The sequence below is a fragment of the Mesorhizobium sp. ANAO-SY3R2 genome, assembly GCF_042466635.1.
Classification (GTDB): domain Bacteria; phylum Pseudomonadota; class Alphaproteobacteria; order Rhizobiales; family Rhizobiaceae; genus Aminobacter.
In genome coordinates, this window is record NZ_CP159955.1 from 1,245,843 (window position 1) to 1,262,679 (window position 16,837).

General features: G+C 62.3%; 15 protein-coding genes and 3 pseudogenes. 10 read left to right on the plus strand and 8 right to left on the minus strand.

The genetic code is table 11. The features are described 5' to 3' along the window. Nucleotides 1-76: 76 nt before the first annotated feature. The gene (locus tag ABSY17_RS10725; RefSeq protein WP_378950110.1) at nt 77-679 is read right to left on the minus strand and encodes an NADPH-dependent FMN reductase; all 603 of its coding nucleotides are present in this window, start codon (nt 677-679) and stop codon (nt 77-79) included. 140 nt (nt 680-819) lie between these two features. Between ABSY17_RS10725 and ABSY17_RS10730 the strand changes: the two genes are divergently transcribed. Further along, the gene (locus ABSY17_RS10730) at nt 820-1,731 is read left to right on the plus strand and encodes a LysR family transcriptional regulator (protein WP_378950112.1); all 912 of its coding nucleotides are present in this window, start codon (nt 820-822) and stop codon (nt 1,729-1,731) included. A 226-nt stretch (nt 1,732-1,957) separates the two neighbouring features. On the opposite strand, the gene ABSY17_RS10735 is transcribed toward ABSY17_RS10730, so the two are convergent. The 4 genes from ABSY17_RS10735 to ABSY17_RS10750 form a co-directional block, all read right to left on the minus strand. Continuing rightward, entirely contained in the window at nt 1,958-2,359 is a 402-nt protein-coding gene (locus tag ABSY17_RS10735) for a nuclear transport factor 2 family protein (protein WP_378950114.1), read from the minus strand. Nucleotides 2,360-2,621: 262 nt separating this feature from the next. After that, on the minus strand, nt 2,622-3,401 hold the full coding sequence (locus ABSY17_RS10740) for an alpha/beta hydrolase (protein WP_378950116.1): 780 nt from the start codon (nt 3,399-3,401) through the stop codon (nt 2,622-2,624). Between the two features lie 100 nt (nt 3,402-3,501). Next, nucleotides 3,502-4,422: a helix-turn-helix domain-containing protein gene (locus ABSY17_RS10745; RefSeq protein ID WP_378950118.1), complete on the minus strand. Its 921-nt coding sequence runs from the start codon at nt 4,420-4,422 to the stop codon at nt 3,502-3,504. A 394-nt stretch (nt 4,423-4,816) separates the two neighbouring features. Continuing rightward, entirely contained in the window at nt 4,817-5,734 is a 918-nt protein-coding gene (locus ABSY17_RS10750) for an alpha/beta fold hydrolase (RefSeq protein ID WP_378950120.1), read from the minus strand. Nucleotides 5,735-6,002: 268 nt separating this feature from the next. Between ABSY17_RS10750 and ABSY17_RS10755 the strand changes: the two are divergent. Together ABSY17_RS10755 and ABSY17_RS10760 are read left to right on the plus strand one after the other, a co-directional pair. After that, nucleotides 6,003-6,518, plus strand: a pseudogene (locus ABSY17_RS10755) (arsenate reductase ArsC); the annotation flags it as partial. Nucleotides 6,519-6,535: 17 nt separating this feature from the next. Then, nucleotides 6,536-7,542, plus strand: a pseudogene (locus tag ABSY17_RS10760) (aldehyde dehydrogenase family protein); the annotation flags it as partial. 283 nt (nt 7,543-7,825) lie between these two features. Here ABSY17_RS10760 and ABSY17_RS10765 read toward each other — a convergent pair. The 3 genes from ABSY17_RS10765 to ABSY17_RS10775 form a co-directional block, all read right to left on the minus strand. Further along, on the minus strand, nt 7,826-8,701 hold the full coding sequence (locus tag ABSY17_RS10765; RefSeq protein WP_378950122.1) for a hypothetical protein: 876 nt from the start codon (nt 8,699-8,701) through the stop codon (nt 7,826-7,828). A 73-nt stretch (nt 8,702-8,774) separates the two neighbouring features. After that, entirely contained in the window at nt 8,775-10,304 is a 1,530-nt protein-coding gene (locus tag ABSY17_RS10770) for an AAA family ATPase (RefSeq protein ID WP_378950124.1), read from the minus strand. 11 nt (nt 10,305-10,315) lie between these two features. Further along, nucleotides 10,316-10,663: a DUF6634 family protein gene (locus ABSY17_RS10775; protein ID WP_378950126.1), complete on the minus strand. Its 348-nt coding sequence runs from the start codon at nt 10,661-10,663 to the stop codon at nt 10,316-10,318. 525 nt (nt 10,664-11,188) lie between these two features. Between ABSY17_RS10775 and ABSY17_RS10780 the strand changes: the two genes are divergently transcribed. From ABSY17_RS10780 to ABSY17_RS10810, 7 genes and pseudogenes are all read left to right on the plus strand, one after another. Then, the gene (locus ABSY17_RS10780) at nt 11,189-11,446 is read left to right on the plus strand and encodes a helix-turn-helix transcriptional regulator (protein WP_378952586.1); all 258 of its coding nucleotides are present in this window, start codon (nt 11,189-11,191) and stop codon (nt 11,444-11,446) included. A 390-nt stretch (nt 11,447-11,836) separates the two neighbouring features. Then, nucleotides 11,837-12,118: pseudogene (thyA, locus tag ABSY17_RS10785) on the plus strand (thymidylate synthase); the annotation flags it as partial. Between the two features lie 166 nt (nt 12,119-12,284). Further along, the gene (locus ABSY17_RS10790) at nt 12,285-12,803 is read left to right on the plus strand and encodes a dihydrofolate reductase (protein WP_378950128.1); all 519 of its coding nucleotides are present in this window, start codon (nt 12,285-12,287) and stop codon (nt 12,801-12,803) included. A gap of 145 nt (nt 12,804-12,948) precedes the next feature. Then, nucleotides 12,949-14,046, plus strand: a complete 1,098-nt coding sequence (hflK, locus tag ABSY17_RS10795; protein ID WP_378950130.1) for an FtsH protease activity modulator HflK — start codon at nt 12,949-12,951, stop codon at nt 14,044-14,046. After that, on the plus strand, nt 14,046-14,990 hold the full coding sequence (hflC, locus tag ABSY17_RS10800) for a protease modulator HflC (protein ID WP_378950132.1): 945 nt from the start codon (nt 14,046-14,048) through the stop codon (nt 14,988-14,990). Before hflK ends, hflC begins: the two co-directional genes overlap by 1 nt. A 2-nt stretch (nt 14,991-14,992) precedes the next feature. Further along, nucleotides 14,993-15,178, plus strand: a complete 186-nt coding sequence (locus ABSY17_RS10805; RefSeq protein ID WP_378950134.1) for a DUF2065 domain-containing protein — start codon at nt 14,993-14,995, stop codon at nt 15,176-15,178. A 121-nt stretch (nt 15,179-15,299) separates the two neighbouring features. Beyond that, nucleotides 15,300-16,808, plus strand: coding sequence for a DegQ family serine endoprotease (locus ABSY17_RS10810; RefSeq protein WP_378950136.1), 1,509 nt, complete (start codon nt 15,300-15,302; stop codon nt 16,806-16,808). The last annotated feature ends 29 nt before the right edge of the window (nt 16,809-16,837 follow it).

The window sequence follows — 16,837 nt, forward strand, 5'->3', positions numbered from 1 at the left end:
ACGTGTTGCGGGGGCACCACGCGGTTGGAATGAAGCATCGGAGTGTTTCAATGGGCCGAGGGACGGCCCAGAACACTCAGTCAACTAACGCCTGCGCGGATGCGGCCTGACGTCCGACTTGCAATGTGTGGCTCCACCAGGACAGATCATCGAGCAGAGCGACGGCCGCCTGTTCGAGATGTGGAAAATCCGCGAAATCCTTGCCCTGCTGCCAGATGCCAAGGAACTCGGCCATGCCGATGTTCACGGATTTGGGGATCGGCGCCATTTGAAGTTCGATGGCAACCATGCGCAGTTGCTCTATGGCGCGTGCTGCGCCGACGCCACCATACCCGACGAAGGCAGCTGGCTTGCGGTTGTATGCCTGATAGGCATAGTCCAGTGCGTTTTTTAGCACTGCGCTGTATCCGTGATTGTATTCGGGCGTGACGAAGACGAGCCCATCCAACTGGGCCAGCTTCGCGGCCCAGAGCTGTGCCGTGTTGTCCCTGGGAGGCATCCAGAGCGGAGACCCCGGTTCATCAAAGAACGGCATTGGGTAGTCGCGCAGGTCGACAGTTTCGAAGCTGAGATCGGTGCGCCGAACCGCGGTTTTGTGAAACCACGAGGCCGCGCGCTCGCTGAAGCGCCCCTGTCGCGTCGAGCCGACAACGATGCCGATATGCGGGTTCTTGGACATGTGGGACGCTCCCTTTCAGGTTGATCGAACAATCGGGACCAGATGCATTCCTGCTGTCCCTAAAAATGATCACCGCATGTTTGATTGACTAGACGGGGATATCGGATTTAATTCCCCCATTTTTCGAAGGAATGCCGACGATGCTCGACCTGAACGATATCGGCCTGTTCGTGCAGGTTGTGCGCTTCGGCAGCTTCGCGGAGGCTGGGCGGCGTCTGGGGGTTCCTGCCAATACGATCAGCCGGCGCATCCAAGAACTGGAAGAGCAGCTCGGCGCCCGGCTCATGCAGCGATCGACCCGGAAGCTGAAGCTCACGGATGCCGGTTATGAACTGTACGGAAGCAGCGCCGCGGCAGTGGACGGACTGCAACAAGCGGGAGAGCATCTGATTGCCGGCGCGCGGGTACCCAGGGGACTGATACGCGTGGCCATGCCTGCCGACTTCTTCGATTTCTACAAGATGGAATGGGTCGCCGAATTTCTGGCTTCGCACCCGCAAGTGCGCATCGAGTTCGTGCTAAGCGACGCTACGGTCGATCTCATCGAAGAGGGGATCGATGTCGCCTTTCGAGGCACACAAACGCGTAGCCCGAACTATGTCGTGCGCAAAATCCAAAGCCGGACGATCGGACTTGTTGCCAGTCCTTCGTATCTCGCCGCGCGCGGGACGCCAGCCACGTTGCAGGACCTGACCCGTCATGACTGTCTGTTTGTGCCCCAGGCGAGGGACTATGCGACTTGGCGCCTTCAAGGCCCCGACGGTGTCGAGGAGGAGGTGACCGTCACCGGCCGCGTGATGGCGAATACCGCACAAGCGATCCGAAAGGCGGCGATTGCAGGCCTCGGCATCGCGTTGACTCCGATACTGGGGACGGCCGACTTCGCGGCCGGCCGACTGGCGCCGGTGCTGCCCCAATACATGCGCCGCAACCTCTCGATGAGTGTCGTCTACCCCAACCGGGCCCACCTGCCATTGGCAGTTTCCGCGTTCATCGATGCCGTCGTCGGCAAGATGCGCACCGAAATAATGAGCGCACAAGGATTGCTGTAGTTCGGGCCAGCGCCGGTCCAACGTCAGATGGGTTCGGTCCGGGACTCCGACCTCACTCGGCGCGGTTATGGTATTGGCAAAGTCCGGCGGCCAGGCCGGAACGGGCGAGGCGCGGTGCACTTCTTGGTCGAGTTCAGGGAAGCCGACGAGCGCCAGCTAACCCTTGTGCCCGGCAGTTACTCTTGCTCCCGCGTTCCGCGCGGCAGAGACCAGCCGCCATTGACTGCTACGCCGGAAAACGGTCACCGAACATCGGCAGCCCGCTGACTGAATCCGCTTCAGTTGCTTCGTCCTGAAGAACGTCCCAGTGTTCGGCGAGCTTGCCACCTTCGACGCGCACGATATCGGCGGCGATCCAGGCCGCGGGGCGACCGTGGCCTGAAAAGCGCCCGTGGACGATGACGTAGTCGCCTTCGGCAAGGATCACGCGATGTTCATAGCGGAGTGTGTTGGGCAGGCCGCGAACAAGATTGAACAGGCCATCGCGGCCAGGCGGAATATGGGCGCTGTGCTGGATGTAGCGGTCCGACCAGTAGCGCTCCGCGGCGGTATAGTCGCGTTTGTTGAACAGCGCGTCGAAGGCTTCGAGCACGAGTGCCTTGTTCTCTGCTGGCGAGGTGGGAGGCATTTCGGTTTCTCCATCGGAAAGCGTTGGGATGGATGCTTGTTTGCGGTGGTCAGCCGATCCGGAGTCAGCCAGGTGACCGTCACGCCGGCTGCACGCCCCTGACGGACGGCCGCTGCAAGGCCTGGCTGCCGGAATACTGGTCGCCGTGGCTTCGCAGTTCAAACATTCACAAGGAACTGGTGGTCAGCACTGGCTGGAGAGCGGGCAGCATTTCTGCCCGCTCTCCTCAATAATCTGACCCTTCAGGACGGGGCACCCGCATCTACTGTGCCGCCGTTTGTGCACCCTTCGCGGCGTTTTCGATGAGCGCAGCCACCGTTTGCGGCTTCGAGACATAAACCGCATGGCTGCCCTTCGCCTCGGAGACCGTGGCGCCGGAACGCTTGGCCATCGCGCGCTGCGCCTCGGGCGGAATCATCTTGTCTTCCGTCGCAACGAGGTACCAGGATGGCTTCGCCTTCCAGGCGGGGGCCGTGACCTTGCCCTCAAGGGCAGCCACGCCCCACGGCACCTGCGAGTTGGCCATGAAGGATGCGATGTCCGGCCGAACGTCGGCCGCAAACGAAGCGGCAAACTTTGCCTTGTCCAGGAACAGGAAGCCGTCGACCGGAGGCAGGATCGGTGGCACCGGTGCGCCCGGCGCCGGGTTGGCGATCAGGCTCGCAACCGACTCCCCGGCATCGGGCGCAAAGGCCGCGATGTAGACAACCGCCGCAACCTTGGGATCGGTGCCGGCCTCCGACACGACGACACCGCCGTAGGAATGCCCCACGAGGACCACCTGACCGGGTGCCGCGGCAATGGCGCGCCTGGTGACGGCGACGTCATCCGCCAGCGAGGTCGTCGGGTTCTGGACAATCGTCACGTCGTACCCGTCCTTCGTCAGGATATCGTAGACGCCCTGCCATCCGGAGCCGTCGACGAAACCGCCGTGCACGAGCACCACGGATTTCACATCGGCGGCATGAGCTTTGGTTGTTGTTGCGCCGACGCCCAATGCAAGCGCGGAGGCGGCGGCAAGCAAAGTGAACAAACTCGACATCTGGAGTTCTCCTTTCAGAACCTTGGCAGCCAGGATGCTATGAAGCGCGCCCTCGTGGGTCGTGAATGAAACGGCCAAACGTGGAACGATCCGGCCAAAACTATTCAAGCTTCGTGCGACGCCATTGCCGTGGCGTGAGGCCGACTACGCGCGAAAATGCTCTCGTGAAATGGCTCTGATCTGCGAAACCGCACTCGAAAGCGATGGCGCTGAGCGAAATGGCGGATCGCCCCAAGAGCTGCTTTGCCTTGTCTATCCGCCGGTGTTGCAGCCACTGATGAGGCGCCATCCCGGTCGACTGGCGAAAGGCGCGCGTGAAGTGCCGTTTCGAAAGGTCACAGGCGCACGCAAGGACCTCAAGGGTGAGGCCGCAGTCCATGTTGGCGTCGATGAGTTCCTTGGCCCGGCGCTCCTGCCACGGCGCGAGTCCGCCTCCCCATTGCCGCGGCAACTGCGCGACGTCGCCATATTTGCGGGCAAGGTGGATCGAAAGAGCCAGGGCCACGTGATCGGCGAATAGTTCGGGAGCTTCCTCCGGCCTAGCAAGGGCCGAGCGCATGGACAGCAGCAAGTCGCGGGCGACCGGATCCCGCATGGTGCAGCCAACCGTGTGACGAAGCTCCTGGATGTGCCTTGGCACATCTCCTTCGTCACCCATGGCGAGGAGCGCCTTGCGGGGCATGTAGAAGTTTATGGCATGGAACGGGTCCCGCAGCTCGGTAGATAAGTTCATCCTCAGGTCGAATATTGCGACGACGCCGGCGTCAAAGTCCCTTGGCGGTATCGCCTTGCCGTCTGCGTACAAGTCGAAATCGGGGCACGTCTTCATCTGGAGCGCGATCAGGAACGCGTCTTCGCGCACAGGCTGGGTCAATCCGGCATTGCGCCGTTCGCAATTGAGCTCGAGGAACGCCATACCGGTTCCGCGAGCGGCACGTGTGGTCAGCACGGGCGCATCCGGCAGACCGACTGCTGCCGCGACGGGGTTCTGGGCTGATGCTGCCTTGGCGGGACTAGACATGGGTCCAGACGATCAGTTGCCACGTGCAAGAAACGCTAACACAAGCCGCGACTTGTCCGAAAGGATGCCCCGGATCCATCCTTGGCTGCAGCCACCGGCCACGCGCACTGGCAGGATGACCGCGAAGCGGCCGAACGGACCACACCATCGCTCGCTCGAATCTGTGTTTGGTTACTTGAAGGACAAGGGCACGACCGAAATTATTTCTTCCAGGGCCGTAGTGGACCCAGGCAAAATTGCGGAGCGGAATGGCCAGCGTCTTTGTTGGAAGGTTGCATTGCGAACAGAACCGGGCATTCAATCTTGCGAATGAGTGGTCATTCTTGAGTGGGCTCTTACACCTTGCTGCCCGAATGCCGCCTCCAACTCGCCGACAGACCCGAGTGCCGCACCACTATTGGCCCTTGTCGAGAAAGGCACGGACCATCTCGGTCGTGGCTTCGGGGTTTTCCTCCATGATCCAGTGCCCGGAATCGGGGACGACGCCTTCGGTCACGTCGGTTGCCGCCGCCCGCATCACGGCGGCCATCATCGGGCCGAACGACTTCTCGCCACCAATCGCCAGAATCGGCATCGTCAGCTTGCCGCCGCTAGCGAGGAAGGCGCGATTGTCGATCGCATCCTGATCGAAGGCGGCGAACTGGGCAAAGCCCGAGTGCATGGCGCCAGGCAAAGCGTAGAGCCCGGCGTAGTGCTCACGCGAGGCTTCGCTGAAGCGGCTTGGATTAGCCGAGAATTCGTTCCAGAAGCGGTCGAGATAGATGCGCTCGCGCCCGGCAACGAGGCGTTCCATGTCCGGTCCGCCGAAGCGGAAGTGCCACAGCAGCGGGTTCTTCAGGACTTCCTCCCATGGACCGATACCCGGAACGGGCGCGTCGATCAGCACGAAGCGCTTGACCCGGTCGGGGTGCTGAGCCGCGAAGGCAAAACCCACCATGTTGCCGATGTCGTGCGTCACCAGATCGGCGCGTTCCACCGCGAGGGCATCGAGCACGCCGCTCACGTCACCGGCCTGGGTCTTCTTGTCGAAGCCGCCTTGCGGTTTCGACGAGAGGCCGAGCCCGCGCAGGTCCGGGACAATCACCGTGTGATCGCGGGCAAGCTCGGTCGCCATCGGCGCCCACATGTCGCCGGTTTCGCCATAGCCGTGGAGCAGGACCACGGCTGGCCCGCTGCCGCCGACGCGGACATGGATCGTCGCGCCGTTGGTCGTGATCTCCTGGGTCTTGAACGAGGCCGGAAAGTCGGGAACCTGGGCGATGGCCGGCGCGGCGAAAGCCAGCAGCCCGAGAGCGAGGATGGATTTGAACATTCTCTGCCTCCCACAGATCGGGTGGGCGGTCGGTTCGGCCGCCACTTCAGCCCCGATGGAGCACAATAGATTAGGTCGCTGCGTCGTCAGGACTAGGCCGTGACCGTCACTAGACCGTCTGATGACGGCACCATCTACGATCAAGTGCCGGTAGCTAGGTCGCCGTTGTCTGGGACGTCAGTCTTTAGTTGCGCCGGAAGTGCGGGATGTGCGTTCGCAACGTGCGCTTCTTCGGGTATGATGCCTGCATATGCTGTAGGGCTGTCAGATGGCTGAGCGCGTCTACAATGTTCTGTTCTTATGTACGGGCAACACAGCGCGTTCTATCCTCGGCGAGAGTATCCTTCGCAAGGAGGGCGCTGGGCGATTCCGCGCCTTCTCGGCGGGAAGCCAACCAAAGGGCACCATCGATCCCTTGGCCATAAAGGTGCTTGCTGCTCTGGAGTACCCGACAGACGGATTCCGATCTAAGTCGTGGGATGAATACGCGGCTTCAGATGCTCCAGAAATGGATTTCGTTTTCACGGTCTGTGATGATGCCGCGGAGGAGTGCTGTCCGGTCTGGCCGGGACAGCCAGTAACAGCCCACTGGGGCATCGAAGATCCGACCAGAGTCGCGGGAAGCGATATTGAGAAGGAGCGTGCACTCAGTACGGCGGCCCGTTTCATGAAGAACCGCATCACGGCCTTCATCAACCTTCCTCTTTCGACAATCGATCGCATGGCCGTCGACCACCATTTGCAGCTGATCGGGCGGATGGAGGGATCGAGCTCGGAGGAGCCGGGACGCAGTGCATTTTCGGAGTCGTCGCAGCCATCACGCCGTGGAATGCTAGCAACGGGTTCATCTGCTCGAAGCTGGCCATGGCCGTCGCTGCAGGTACGACAATCGCCATCAAGCCGTCGGAGATGAGTGCGATCCAGACGCAAACCTTGCTGGAGGCTCTACATGGGGCAGGGCTCCCACGCGGTGTGCTGAACGTCGTGAATGGTTATGGCAATACGGTGGGCGCTGAGTTCAGTCAGCACCCGGATGTTGCCAAGATCACCTTTACTGGCTCAACTGGAACAGGCCGCTCAATCCTTCGCGCTGCAGCCGAGACGTTCAAGCGTGTCACGCTCGAGCTGGGCGGCAAGGGACCGCAAATCTTGCTGGACGACGCCAATCTCGACGACGCGCTCCCGCACATCCCGCGGCCGCTTTCCGCAACAGCGGCCAGGCCTGTATTGCAGGCACCCGGCTGCTGGTTCCGGCAAGTCGGCTAGACGAGGTAAATGCGCGTTTGGGTGAGGCCGTGTCTTCGATGAAGGCCGGACCATCAAGCGATCCGTCTTCAGACATCGGACCGATGGTCAGCGCCAAGCAGTGGGAGCGGGTCCAGTCGTACATCCGCCTCGGGCTCAATGAAGGGGCTACGCTTATCGCCGGCGGCGAGGGCTGACCCGATGGCCTCGACCGCGGCTGGTTCGTAAGACCCACTGTCTTTGGCGATGTGACCAACGACATGCGTATTGCCCGCGAAGAGATTTTTGGGCCCGTGCTAAGCGTGATTGCCTATCAGGACGAGGATGATGCTGTTCGGATTGCGAACGACACCGAGTATGGTTTGCAGTCCTATGTGCTCGGAGCAAACGAAGAGCGCATGCGTGGGGTTGCCCGTCGGCTCGAGGCTGGGCGTGTGCTTCTGAACGACGAAGCAGGCGACTATTCCGTGCCCTTCGGTGGTTTCAAACATTCGGGCATCGGCCGCGAATTCGGCTCATTCGGCCTGGAGGCATTCCTCGAGCCAAAGGCGATCGTAGGTTGAGCTAACATCGCCAGCTCATCTGGTTCACGTATCACGATCGTGAACCAGATGAGAGCGGGACGAGGGGCGCCCGGGCCGGTCAGCGCCCGGACATTTTTATCTTGACGCTGAGCAAGGTACGGTGACGCGTCAGGTTCGCCGCGTTGCTAGGTTCGCCGCGTTGCTAGGTTCGCCGCGTTGCTAGGTTCGCCGCGTTGCTGCGTGGCACCTTCCTCGTGCGGCTGATTGTTGGCCCGCGCATAAATCCCGGACGTTATTCGAGTCTTTGCAACGATTCGTTCGCCTACGGCGCCATGTGTCGCTTGACTTCCTCGAACAGACGCTCGAGCTCCGGCCCCTCCAAGGTCTTTCGCGCAAGCAGTATTCCGGCCAGGAACTCGATGGCGGCCTGCTGGCGAGCGACCAGCTGGCGGGCAGCGTCGTAAGCCGTGTCGATCCGGGCATTGACCAAGCTCCTCAGGGCAGGATCAAGCGTGAGAAGCAGAGTGCGATTGGCCTTCTGGCGATAGAACAGAGGCCATTTGCGGGCGAAGTTCGGCGTTGCCGCCATGACGAAGGCGAATTCGTTCGCCAGTTCGACGTCATCGTGCGTTTCCGCGACGCAACAGGCCGCGACCGAGCCGAGGAGTTCCTGTTCGGCGGCGCGGCCGCTCAGGGTCCATACGAGCATCGTAGTGAGCAGTTCCTCGGTCAGATCGCCAAATTCTTCCCTGTTTCCGACGGCCAGGCCGCCTTGCGGGGGCTCGAGGGTGATTTTCTCGATCGTGCCCAGGCCGAGACAGAGCCATCCCACGGCATGGGCAGCCTGATGAACTGCCAGGCGCTGCCCCAGCAACAGCGACCGTAGCGGCGGGGTGCCGTCGTTCAGGCATTGGTCGGCCGAACCGCCTGGCGTTTCGGGTCCTTGTGGCCGCGCTTTATCACCCTCGGGGTGATTTGATGGTGAGTGCACCCTCGCGTGGTATCGACCGCATCCCTGGCAAAGCCGCCCCGTCGTGCCTGCGTGATCATTTGACTGTGCCAATGGCCGTCCTTTCTTGTTGTGCTTGGGTACTTGCAGGAATCCTTGGCTCGCATTCCCTGCAACGGTGATGCGGCGCCGCTTTCGTTCGAGCGAACCACCTTGATCCTGTCCGAGTTCATTCGAGGGCCGCTTCATGCCAAGCGGTCATAATGGAGCGCGCTTTCCGGGGCTCATCGTCTCATGTCTGCCCCATCCAGTCGGCGGTGCTTCACTGTCGCGCTCGGCCGTCTTCCCGAGCCTCGAAGAGCCCTTCCACGAGGCGCTGCAGCGTGCGGATCGATCCACCCGGCCAGGCGGCGTTGAGCGCATCGATCTCGACCGGGTCGAGCGGCGTCGCCCAGCGCGGATCATGGCCAAGCTCGACATAGAGCCGCTCGAGGATGCGAGCGGCCAGCACCGTAAGTTGATCGGGGCCGGGCTGAGGAAAGCGCAGAATGCGGCATCGGTCGCGCAGCACGGCAGGAACGCTCTCGACCTCGTTGGCGGTCATCAGCCAGGACACATGCGAAAGGTCGCAATGGGCCTCGACGTAAGGATCGAACCAGCGCGAGGCGGTTTCCGCCTCGAGAAGACCGACCAGCACGTCATGGACGTTGCCGTTGTGCCGGCTGGTCGCGACCTTCTCGATCTCGTCGAGGACGATCGCCGGGCCAGCGCATCTGTGTCGACGGACGGCCATCACCGCGATGCTCGGCTCGCCGGTGGTCCAGCGTCGCGGCGTGCCGCCGATGAAGCTGTCGCCGATGCCGCCGCAGGGAACCATCTCATAGGGAAGTCCGAGTTCCTCTAGCAAGCGGCGTGCAAACCGCGACTTGCCGCCACCGGGTCGCCCCACAAGAATGGTCGGCCGCAAATGCACGTGTCCCCTGCCGGCCAGCTTTTGCAGCAAGGCGTCGATGACCGTGGTCGCATGGGGAAATTCCGCAACCAACCGCGCCCGCACGATCGTTAGGTTCGGCATGCGGGGAAGTGGTAGCGGCTGCCAGAACAGGTTCCCGAACTCCTTGAGGACTCTCTTGCCTTCGGTGGTGGTTTCGTTGCCGATGCTCCGAAACACGACGGCAGTCCCGCCCGGCGAGGCGGCTTCTTGCGTCCGCGTCTCCGCGTCGCCGGATTCAAGGTCGCTGGCGGACGGGCCAACCGCCGCGCCTAGCAACTGTTGTCCCTCGATCGCCATCCTGAACCGATTTTCCAGGCCGTCCAGCTCCCAGAACGATCCAGTCTGTCGATCCCGGTCGCTGTCGTTCCGCTGCATCTGGGCGATCGAGCGAGAGTGCGCGCTCCAGCCGAGCGCGCGCCACAGCAGCTCAACTTCATCGCATTCGTGGAGATCGGCAAGCGCCAGCGTGGCCATCTCTCCGGCAATCCGGGCCATCGAATCCGGATCGCCGAAGTTGGCGAGGTAGAACTCGCAGCGGAGCCGGCCAGACTCCACCGCAGCATGCTCCTTGCCCTCCGTCGCGGCAAGAACGGTCGCCAGGCTCTGGACGGCATGTTCGCTCGGCTCCATGGTCAGTTCGTCCAGCGCGGCGGCAAGGGCTGCCAGTGTCGGGTGGGGGCGCTTGCTAATCCAGTCCAACAGCCGCGCGGCATATTCGCGGATGTCTGCCGTGAGCTCGCCCCGGAAGAAGCCCATGCCACGCAGCAGCTCTTCTTCGGTCGGCAGGTGGCGGCCGGCGCGCGCGGCATCCTGGCGGCGCCTGAAATGCCGGCGCTGTGAAAGTTCCTCGGCTGTCATCTTGGCGCCGCTCAGGCATCCGGCCCAGACTGCTCGGCCGGCCGGCCAAGCCGGTACCAGCGTGACAGCGTTCGCGCCCAGGTCCGGTCTTCCGACATCAGCCACACGTCCGACGTTGCGATTGCCCGGTTTACCCCAGCGAGCCGGGGATGGCCGGTCGAAAGCCCAGCCAAGCAGAGCGCCGGTCGATGGCTAAGGGTCCAGCGGTCAAGGATCGGGGCATCCTCCCCACCCGCCAGTACCTGCGGCAAGTCGCCGTGCCGGATGCGCTCCATGTCGGCAACGAGTCGCGCCAGCCGTTCGGTCTCGCAGACGAATGCTTCACTTGGGTGGTGGTCTCTCGGGGTGAACAGCAGCATTGGCAGGTCTCTGTCTGGAATAGGGCAAGGATCCGCGCGAACGAATCCGGTGATTTGCAAGGTGTCGATCTGCAGATCGGAGATAAAAGATGTCGCTAGGGGGCACCTGACGCCGTCGACTTGTCGTAAGGATCAGGTCCGTCGGAGACGCTGTTGCCACTCATCGAGTCCTGAGGATCAGAACAGCGGGGCCCCGCGCGAATCCTCAACCGCAATCTTCACACGCCGGTGAAGCATCGCATCCTAGAAAAATGATGCGATCGTCGAACAGGCGTTGGGCAATGCACAGAGGGAAAGGGTCATAGTTCGAACGCCAGTCACTCAAGCCGTGCACTCTTCAATCTTCGAGATGAGACCTGAGGCGACCAATTTCGCTCTGCCGTACGGCCGAATCATCGATTCGGCAGCCCAGCGCCGACAATGACAATGTTCGTTCTGCATCATATGCGAATCCTTCTGATTTCTTTCTGGTACTAAATGTACCACGAGTTGACAATGGGTCCCGAGCAATTGCTCCGTTGCGCAATGGACTCCCTTTCCGACACAATCCGGATGATGCGCGTTGCACGAGCAATGCTGGAACTCAGCCAAGAGCAATTGGCGGAGCGAGCAGGCGTCGGCCGTCAAACCATTGTCAGGATTGAAGCGGGCGGCAGGGGAGTTGCCTTCGACGTCGTCGCTAAAGTCCGAACAACCCTGGAGAAAGCTGGAGTGGTGTTCTTACCGTCAACGGCCGAGCACGGCCCTGCAATTGCGCTTCGAAAGTCGAAATCGACGGAATAAGTTCGAGCCAGGAACCGGTGCTCTACTGATGTCAGAGCGGTTCAAGGCGTCACGACCTTATTTGCAGCGCTGCCACCGCACCTTCCAAGCTCGGCCCGAAAAGGGAACCTGTTTGAACCCAAGCTGGAGACCCTGGGCGGCGCTTCAGTCGCAAGCGGGGACGGCTACGGCGTTATTGAGGGACGCGCCGTCCCCGCATGCTCGGCGATGCGCCATTCCAGTTCGCAAGGTTGCCCGGTATAGGGTAATGAGTCTGCCCGATGTGAACACCTAGTCAGCGGCTCACGATATGCGGATCGCTAAGGCAGGTTGACTCGGCCAATCGACCTCTTCCAATGGCGAGGCATGTGACAAGACGTGATGGTACCAAAAATAACCGGGATTGATGATGTCGGAAAACCCTTCAACATCGCCTCCTATGCGCTGCTGACCATGATGGTGGCGCAGGTGACCGGACTGAAGCCGGGCGAATTCGTCCATACGCTGGGCGACGCACATCTCTACCACAATCATTTCGACCAGGCGCGCGAGCAGCTTTCGCGTGCCCCGAAGGCGCTGCCGACCATGTGGATCAATCCCGAGGTCGACGACCTTTTTGCTTTCCGCTTCGAGGATTTCAGGCTCGAGAACTACGTCGCCGACGCGACGATCCGCGCGCCGATTGCGGTCTGACCGGGCGCGGTGATGCTCCTGCGTCCCGGTCCTCGGCGATACCGGCTGGGATGGCGGACGAGGCCTGCTATCCCGAGCGCGATATCGATCTTCTGATCCTGCAGCCCTGCGGTGCTGGCAATCGAAAATGGTCGGGCGGATCGGCCCGGAACAGGGAAGGGCGAGAATGGACGTCGTGATTTATGTGGCGATAGCCGAAAACGGCGTGATCGGACGCGACAACGGTCTGCCCTGGAAGCTGTCGAGCGATCTCAAGCGCTTCAAGGCCGACACGATGGGCAAGCCGATCATCATGGGGCGCAAGACGTTCGAGAGCATCGGCAAGCCGTTGCCAGGCCGGCTCAACATCGTGGTGAGCCGTGATCCGGCCTACAGGATAGAAGGCGCGGAAACGGCGCAGTCGGTGGGAGACGCCATCACGCTGGCGACTGCCAAGGCGCGCTGCATGCCGGGTGCCGATGAAATCTGCGTGATCGGCGGTGGTGAAATCTATCGGCAGGCGTTGCCGCTGGCTGACCGTTTGCATGTCACCCATGTGCTTGCCTCGCTGGACGGCGACACGCGTTTTCCTGAGATCGAGCCCGACAAATGGGTGGTGGAAACTTCGCAGGATTTCTCGGCTGGAGAAAAGGACAGCCATGCGACACGCTATACAGTTTACCGCAGACGCAGCGGCCGGCATTAAGATAGTTCTCATACAATGTAGTGAAATCAGGCTGATCAGGCGGCATCGCGTTGAAAGCGCGCGATTGCATCCCTATAGATGGTGGCAGTAAATTCGCGATCGTCTCAGGCTCGGTCGCCGTGGTTTCGTAGTCGAAAGGACATTCATGCCCTGGAACAATCAAAATGGAGGCGGCGGCGGCCCGTGGGGCGGCGGCGGCGGTGGCGGGGGCGGTGGCCCCTGGGGACAAGGCCCGCGGCCAAGCGGACCGCAAGGTTCGCCTCCCGATCTGGAAGACATCATCCGTCGCGGCCAGGACAAGCTGAAGCGCGCGCTGCCGGGTGGCGGCGGCTCGAGCGCTCTGCTTTTCGGTCTGGTTGCCGCGGGTCTGGTGGCGCTCTGGGCCTACCAGGCCGTCTACACCGTGCAGCCTGACGAGCTTGCCGTTGAACTGCGCTTCGGCAATCCCAAGCAAGAGCTGTCGCAGCCTGGCCTGCACTTCCATTGGTGGCCGATCGAGACGGTGGAAAAGGTCAACACTGCTGAAAAGCTGGTCAACATAGGCGAAGTGCGTGGCAGCACGTCTTCCGGCCTGATGCTTTCGGGTGACCAGAACATCGTCGACGTGAAATTCTCCGTCGCCTATCAGGTCACCGATCCCAACGCGTATCTGTTCAAGGTCGCCGAACCGGACGTGATGGTTCGCCAGATCGCCGAAAGCGCGATGCGCGAGGTCGTCGGGCGACGGCCGGCGCAGGACGTCTTCCGTGATGACCGCCAGGGCATTGCCGCCGGTGTGCGCGACATCATCCAGGCGACGCTCGACCAGTATGGCGCAGGCCTCTCGGTCAACGCCATTTCGATCGAGGACGCTGCTCCGCCGCGCGAGGTGGCCGATGCGTTCGACGAGGTTCAGCGTGCGGAGCAGGACGAGGACCGTTTCGTCGAGGAGTCCAACCAGTACTCCAACCAGAAGCTCGGCCAGGCGCGCGGCCAGGCGGCGCAGGTCCGCGAAGAGGCGGCAGCCTACAAGAACCGCGTCGTGCAGGAGGCCCAAGGTGAGGCGCAGCGCTTCATCTCGGTCTATGACGAGTATGCCAAGGCGCCCGACGTGACCCGCAAGCGCCTTTATCTCGAGACGATGGAGAAGGTGCTCCAGGGCTCCGGCAAGGTGATCGTCGAGCAGGGCAACGGCCAGGGCGTGGTGCCCTATCTGCCGCTGCCTGAATTGCAGAAGCGCGCTCCGGCGACGGGAGGCAACTGATGTCCAATCGTCTTCCCATCATCGGCATCTTCGCCGCTATCATCCTGTTTCTCATCTGGTCGTCGATCTTCGTGGTCAACGCGCGCCAGCAGGCGATCGTTCTGCGTTTCGGTGAGATCGTCGACGTCAAGACCGAGCCCGGCATCTACTTCAAGGCGCCGTTCGCGATGTTCGAGGCCGACAACGTGCAACTCATCGAGGACCGCGTGCTGCGGCTCGACCTCGACGACATCCGCGTCCAGGTTTCGGGCGGCAAGTTCTACGACGTCGATGCCTTCATTGCCTATCGCATCAACGATGCGCGCAAGTTCCGCCAGACGGTGTCGGGCAGTGTCGAACTGGCCGAGCAGCGCCTGCGCACCCGCTTCGACGCGGCGCTGCGTCGGGCCTATGGCGTGCGCGGCTTTGAATCGGCGCTCTCGGAAGAGCGCGCGGCAATGATGCGCGAGGTCCGCGACCAGTTGCAGTCGGACGCCAATGCGCTCGGCCTGCAGATCGAGGACGTCCGTATCCGCCGCACCGACCTGACCGCCGAAGTGTCGCAGCAGACCTACGACCGCATGAAGGCCGAGCGTCTGGCCGAAGCCGAAAGGCTGAGGGCACGTGGCCGAGAGGCGGCACAGCGCATCCGCGCCCGAGCCGACCGTGAAGTGGTCGAGATCGTTGCCGAAGCGCAGAAAGAGTCGGAAATCCTCCGCGGTCAGGGCGAAGCCGAGCGCAACGCCGTGTTCGCCGACGCCTTCAAGCGCGATCCGGAATTCTTCGACTTCTATCGGTCGATGAGCGCCTACGGAACCGCCCTGAACGCCGACGGCACCACCATGGTCCTGTCGCCGGAATCGGAGTTCTTCCGCTACTTCCGCAGCCCGGACGGCGCCGCCGCCCAGGCGCCCAAGGCAACGCCCGCCCCGCAGGCCGGCGCTGCCCCTAGCACCAGCAATTAAAGGTGCAGGACTTTATCGTCGCCATAGGCCTCGTCCTCGTCATCGAGGGCCTGGTCTATGGCGGCTTTCCTGTTCAGATGAAGCGACTTGCGGCCCAGATGGCCGATATCCCGGAAAGCGTTTTACGGGTCTTCGGGCTGGTGGCCGTTGCCATCGGCGTCGGCATCGTCTGGCTCATCAGGGGATAACGGATGATTTATTCCCTTTCGGTAGCAATAGCCGCAAACAGGCCTTATTTATTTTCATCATGACGCTCGCGTCCGGAATGCCCGGCGCGATGAACGCCAATGCAGCCCGGGAGGCTTCCAGATGAGTTCCACGTCCCTTTTGCGCACCCTGCGAAAGGCTTCTCTGGCAGCGACCGCATCACTGATGATCGGCGCGCTGGCTGCCCCCTCCTTCGTCGCGCCAGCCTTCGCCCAGGGGCCTGAATCGGTTGCCGACCTGGCAGAGGGCCTGCTCGGGGCCGTCGTCAACATCTCCACGTCTCAGAACGTCAAGGGTATCGAAGGCGAGAAGGCGGTTCCGATGCCGCAACTGCCGGAAGGCTCGCCGTTCCAGGATTTCTTCGACGACTTCTTCAAGAATCGCCAAGGCCAAGACAATGGCGCGGCGCAGAAGGTACAGTCGCTGGGCTCCGGCTTCGTCGTCGATGCCGAGCAGGGTTTCGTGGTGACCAACAACCACGTCATCGCCGACGCCGACGAGATCGTGGTGAACTTCTCCGACGGTTCGAAGCTGAAGGCGACGCTCGTCGGGACCGACACCAAGACCGACATTGCCGTTCTCAAGATCGATCCGAAGGGCAAGAAGCTGACGGCGGTCAAGTTCGGCGATTCCAACAAGATGCGGATCGGCGACTGGGTCATGGCGATCGGCAATCCGTTCGGTCTTGGCGGCACGGTCACCGTCGGCATCGTCTCGGCGCGTAATCGCGACATCAATTCCGGCCCCTATGACGACTTCATCCAGACCGACGCCGCGATCAATCGCGGCAACTCGGGCGGGCCGCTGTTCAACATGGAAGGCGAGGTCATCGGCATCAACACGGCGATCATTTCGCCGTCGGGCGGCTCGATCGGCATCGGCTTCTCCATTCCTTCCGAAATCGCGGCCGGCGTGGTCGACCAGTTGAAGCAGTTCGGCGAGACCCGCCGCGGCTGGCTCGGCGTGCGCATCCAGCCGGTGACCGACGACATCGCCGAGAGCCTCGGCATGACGACCGCCAAGGGCGCGCTGGTCGCCGGCATCATCAAGGGTGGGCCCGTCGATGACGGCGTCATCCAGCCCGGCGACGTGGTCACCAAGTTCGACGGCAAGGACATCGTCGAGATGCGTGACCTCCCGCGCGTCGTGGCCGAGAGCCCGGTCGGCAAGGCCGTCGACGTGGTGATCGTGCGCAAGGGCGTCGAGCAGACGGTTAAGGTGACGCTCGGCCGGCTCGAGGACGGCGAGAAACTGGCCGCGGGCGAGAGCAGCAAGGCGGACGAAGGCGCCGACAAGGGTGCTGCGGTGGCGACGGCCAGCGTGCTGGGCATGACGGTGGCCGAGGTCAATGATGAAACCCGCGCCAAGTTCGGCATCGCGGCGGACGTTTCGGGTGCGGTGGTGACCGACGTCGCCAAGGATTCGGCTGCCGCCGAGCGCGGCATCGTCGTTGGCGAGGTCATCACCGAGATCGCTCAGGAATCGGTGGCGACGCCGAAAGATGTCATGGACCGGATCGCAGCGCTCAAGGAGCAGGGCCGCAAGAACGCGCTGCTGATGCTGGCCTCCAAGACCGGCGAGCTGCGGTTCGTCACCATCCGCATGGACTGAGTCAGGCAACGGCGACATCTAGTTGAGAT

Excerpts from the sequence above, each read along its gene's own strand:
- ABSY17_RS10750 (WP_378950120.1), bottom strand. The coding sequence starts at position 5,734 with ATGTTCAAATCCATCCTCGCTCTCGGGCTGCTGGCTTTCGCCGCGCCG.
- ABSY17_RS10740 (WP_378950116.1), bottom strand. The coding sequence starts at position 3,401 with ATGTCGAGTTTGTTCACTTTGCTTGCCGCCGCCTCCGCGCTTGCATTG.
- hflC (WP_378950132.1), top strand. The coding sequence starts at position 14,046 with ATGTCCAATCGTCTTCCCATCATCGGCATCTTCGCCGCTATCATCCTG.
- ABSY17_RS10780 (WP_378952586.1), top strand. The coding sequence starts at position 11,189 with ATGGACTCCCTTTCCGACACAATCCGGATGATGCGCGTTGCACGAGCA.
- ABSY17_RS10730 (WP_378950112.1), top strand. The coding sequence starts at position 820 with ATGCTCGACCTGAACGATATCGGCCTGTTCGTGCAGGTTGTGCGCTTC.
- ABSY17_RS10765 (WP_378950122.1), bottom strand. The coding sequence starts at position 8,701 with ATGAAGCGGCCCTCGAATGAACTCGGACAGGATCAAGGTGGTTCGCTC.
- hflK (WP_378950130.1), top strand. The coding sequence starts at position 12,949 with ATGCCCTGGAACAATCAAAATGGAGGCGGCGGCGGCCCGTGGGGCGGC.
- ABSY17_RS10810 (WP_378950136.1), top strand. The coding sequence starts at position 15,300 with ATGAGTTCCACGTCCCTTTTGCGCACCCTGCGAAAGGCTTCTCTGGCA.
- ABSY17_RS10735 (WP_378950114.1), bottom strand. The coding sequence starts at position 2,359 with ATGCCTCCCACCTCGCCAGCAGAGAACAAGGCACTCGTGCTCGAAGCC.
- ABSY17_RS10725 (WP_378950110.1), bottom strand. The coding sequence starts at position 679 with ATGTCCAAGAACCCGCATATCGGCATCGTTGTCGGCTCGACGCGACAG.
- ABSY17_RS10745 (WP_378950118.1), bottom strand. The coding sequence starts at position 4,422 with ATGTCTAGTCCCGCCAAGGCAGCATCAGCCCAGAACCCCGTCGCGGCA.
- ABSY17_RS10790 (WP_378950128.1), top strand. The coding sequence starts at position 12,285 with ATGGACGTCGTGATTTATGTGGCGATAGCCGAAAACGGCGTGATCGGA.
- ABSY17_RS10775 (WP_378950126.1), bottom strand. The coding sequence starts at position 10,663 with ATGCTGCTGTTCACCCCGAGAGACCACCACCCAAGTGAAGCATTCGTC.
- ABSY17_RS10770 (WP_378950124.1), bottom strand. The coding sequence starts at position 10,304 with ATGACAGCCGAGGAACTTTCACAGCGCCGGCATTTCAGGCGCCGCCAG.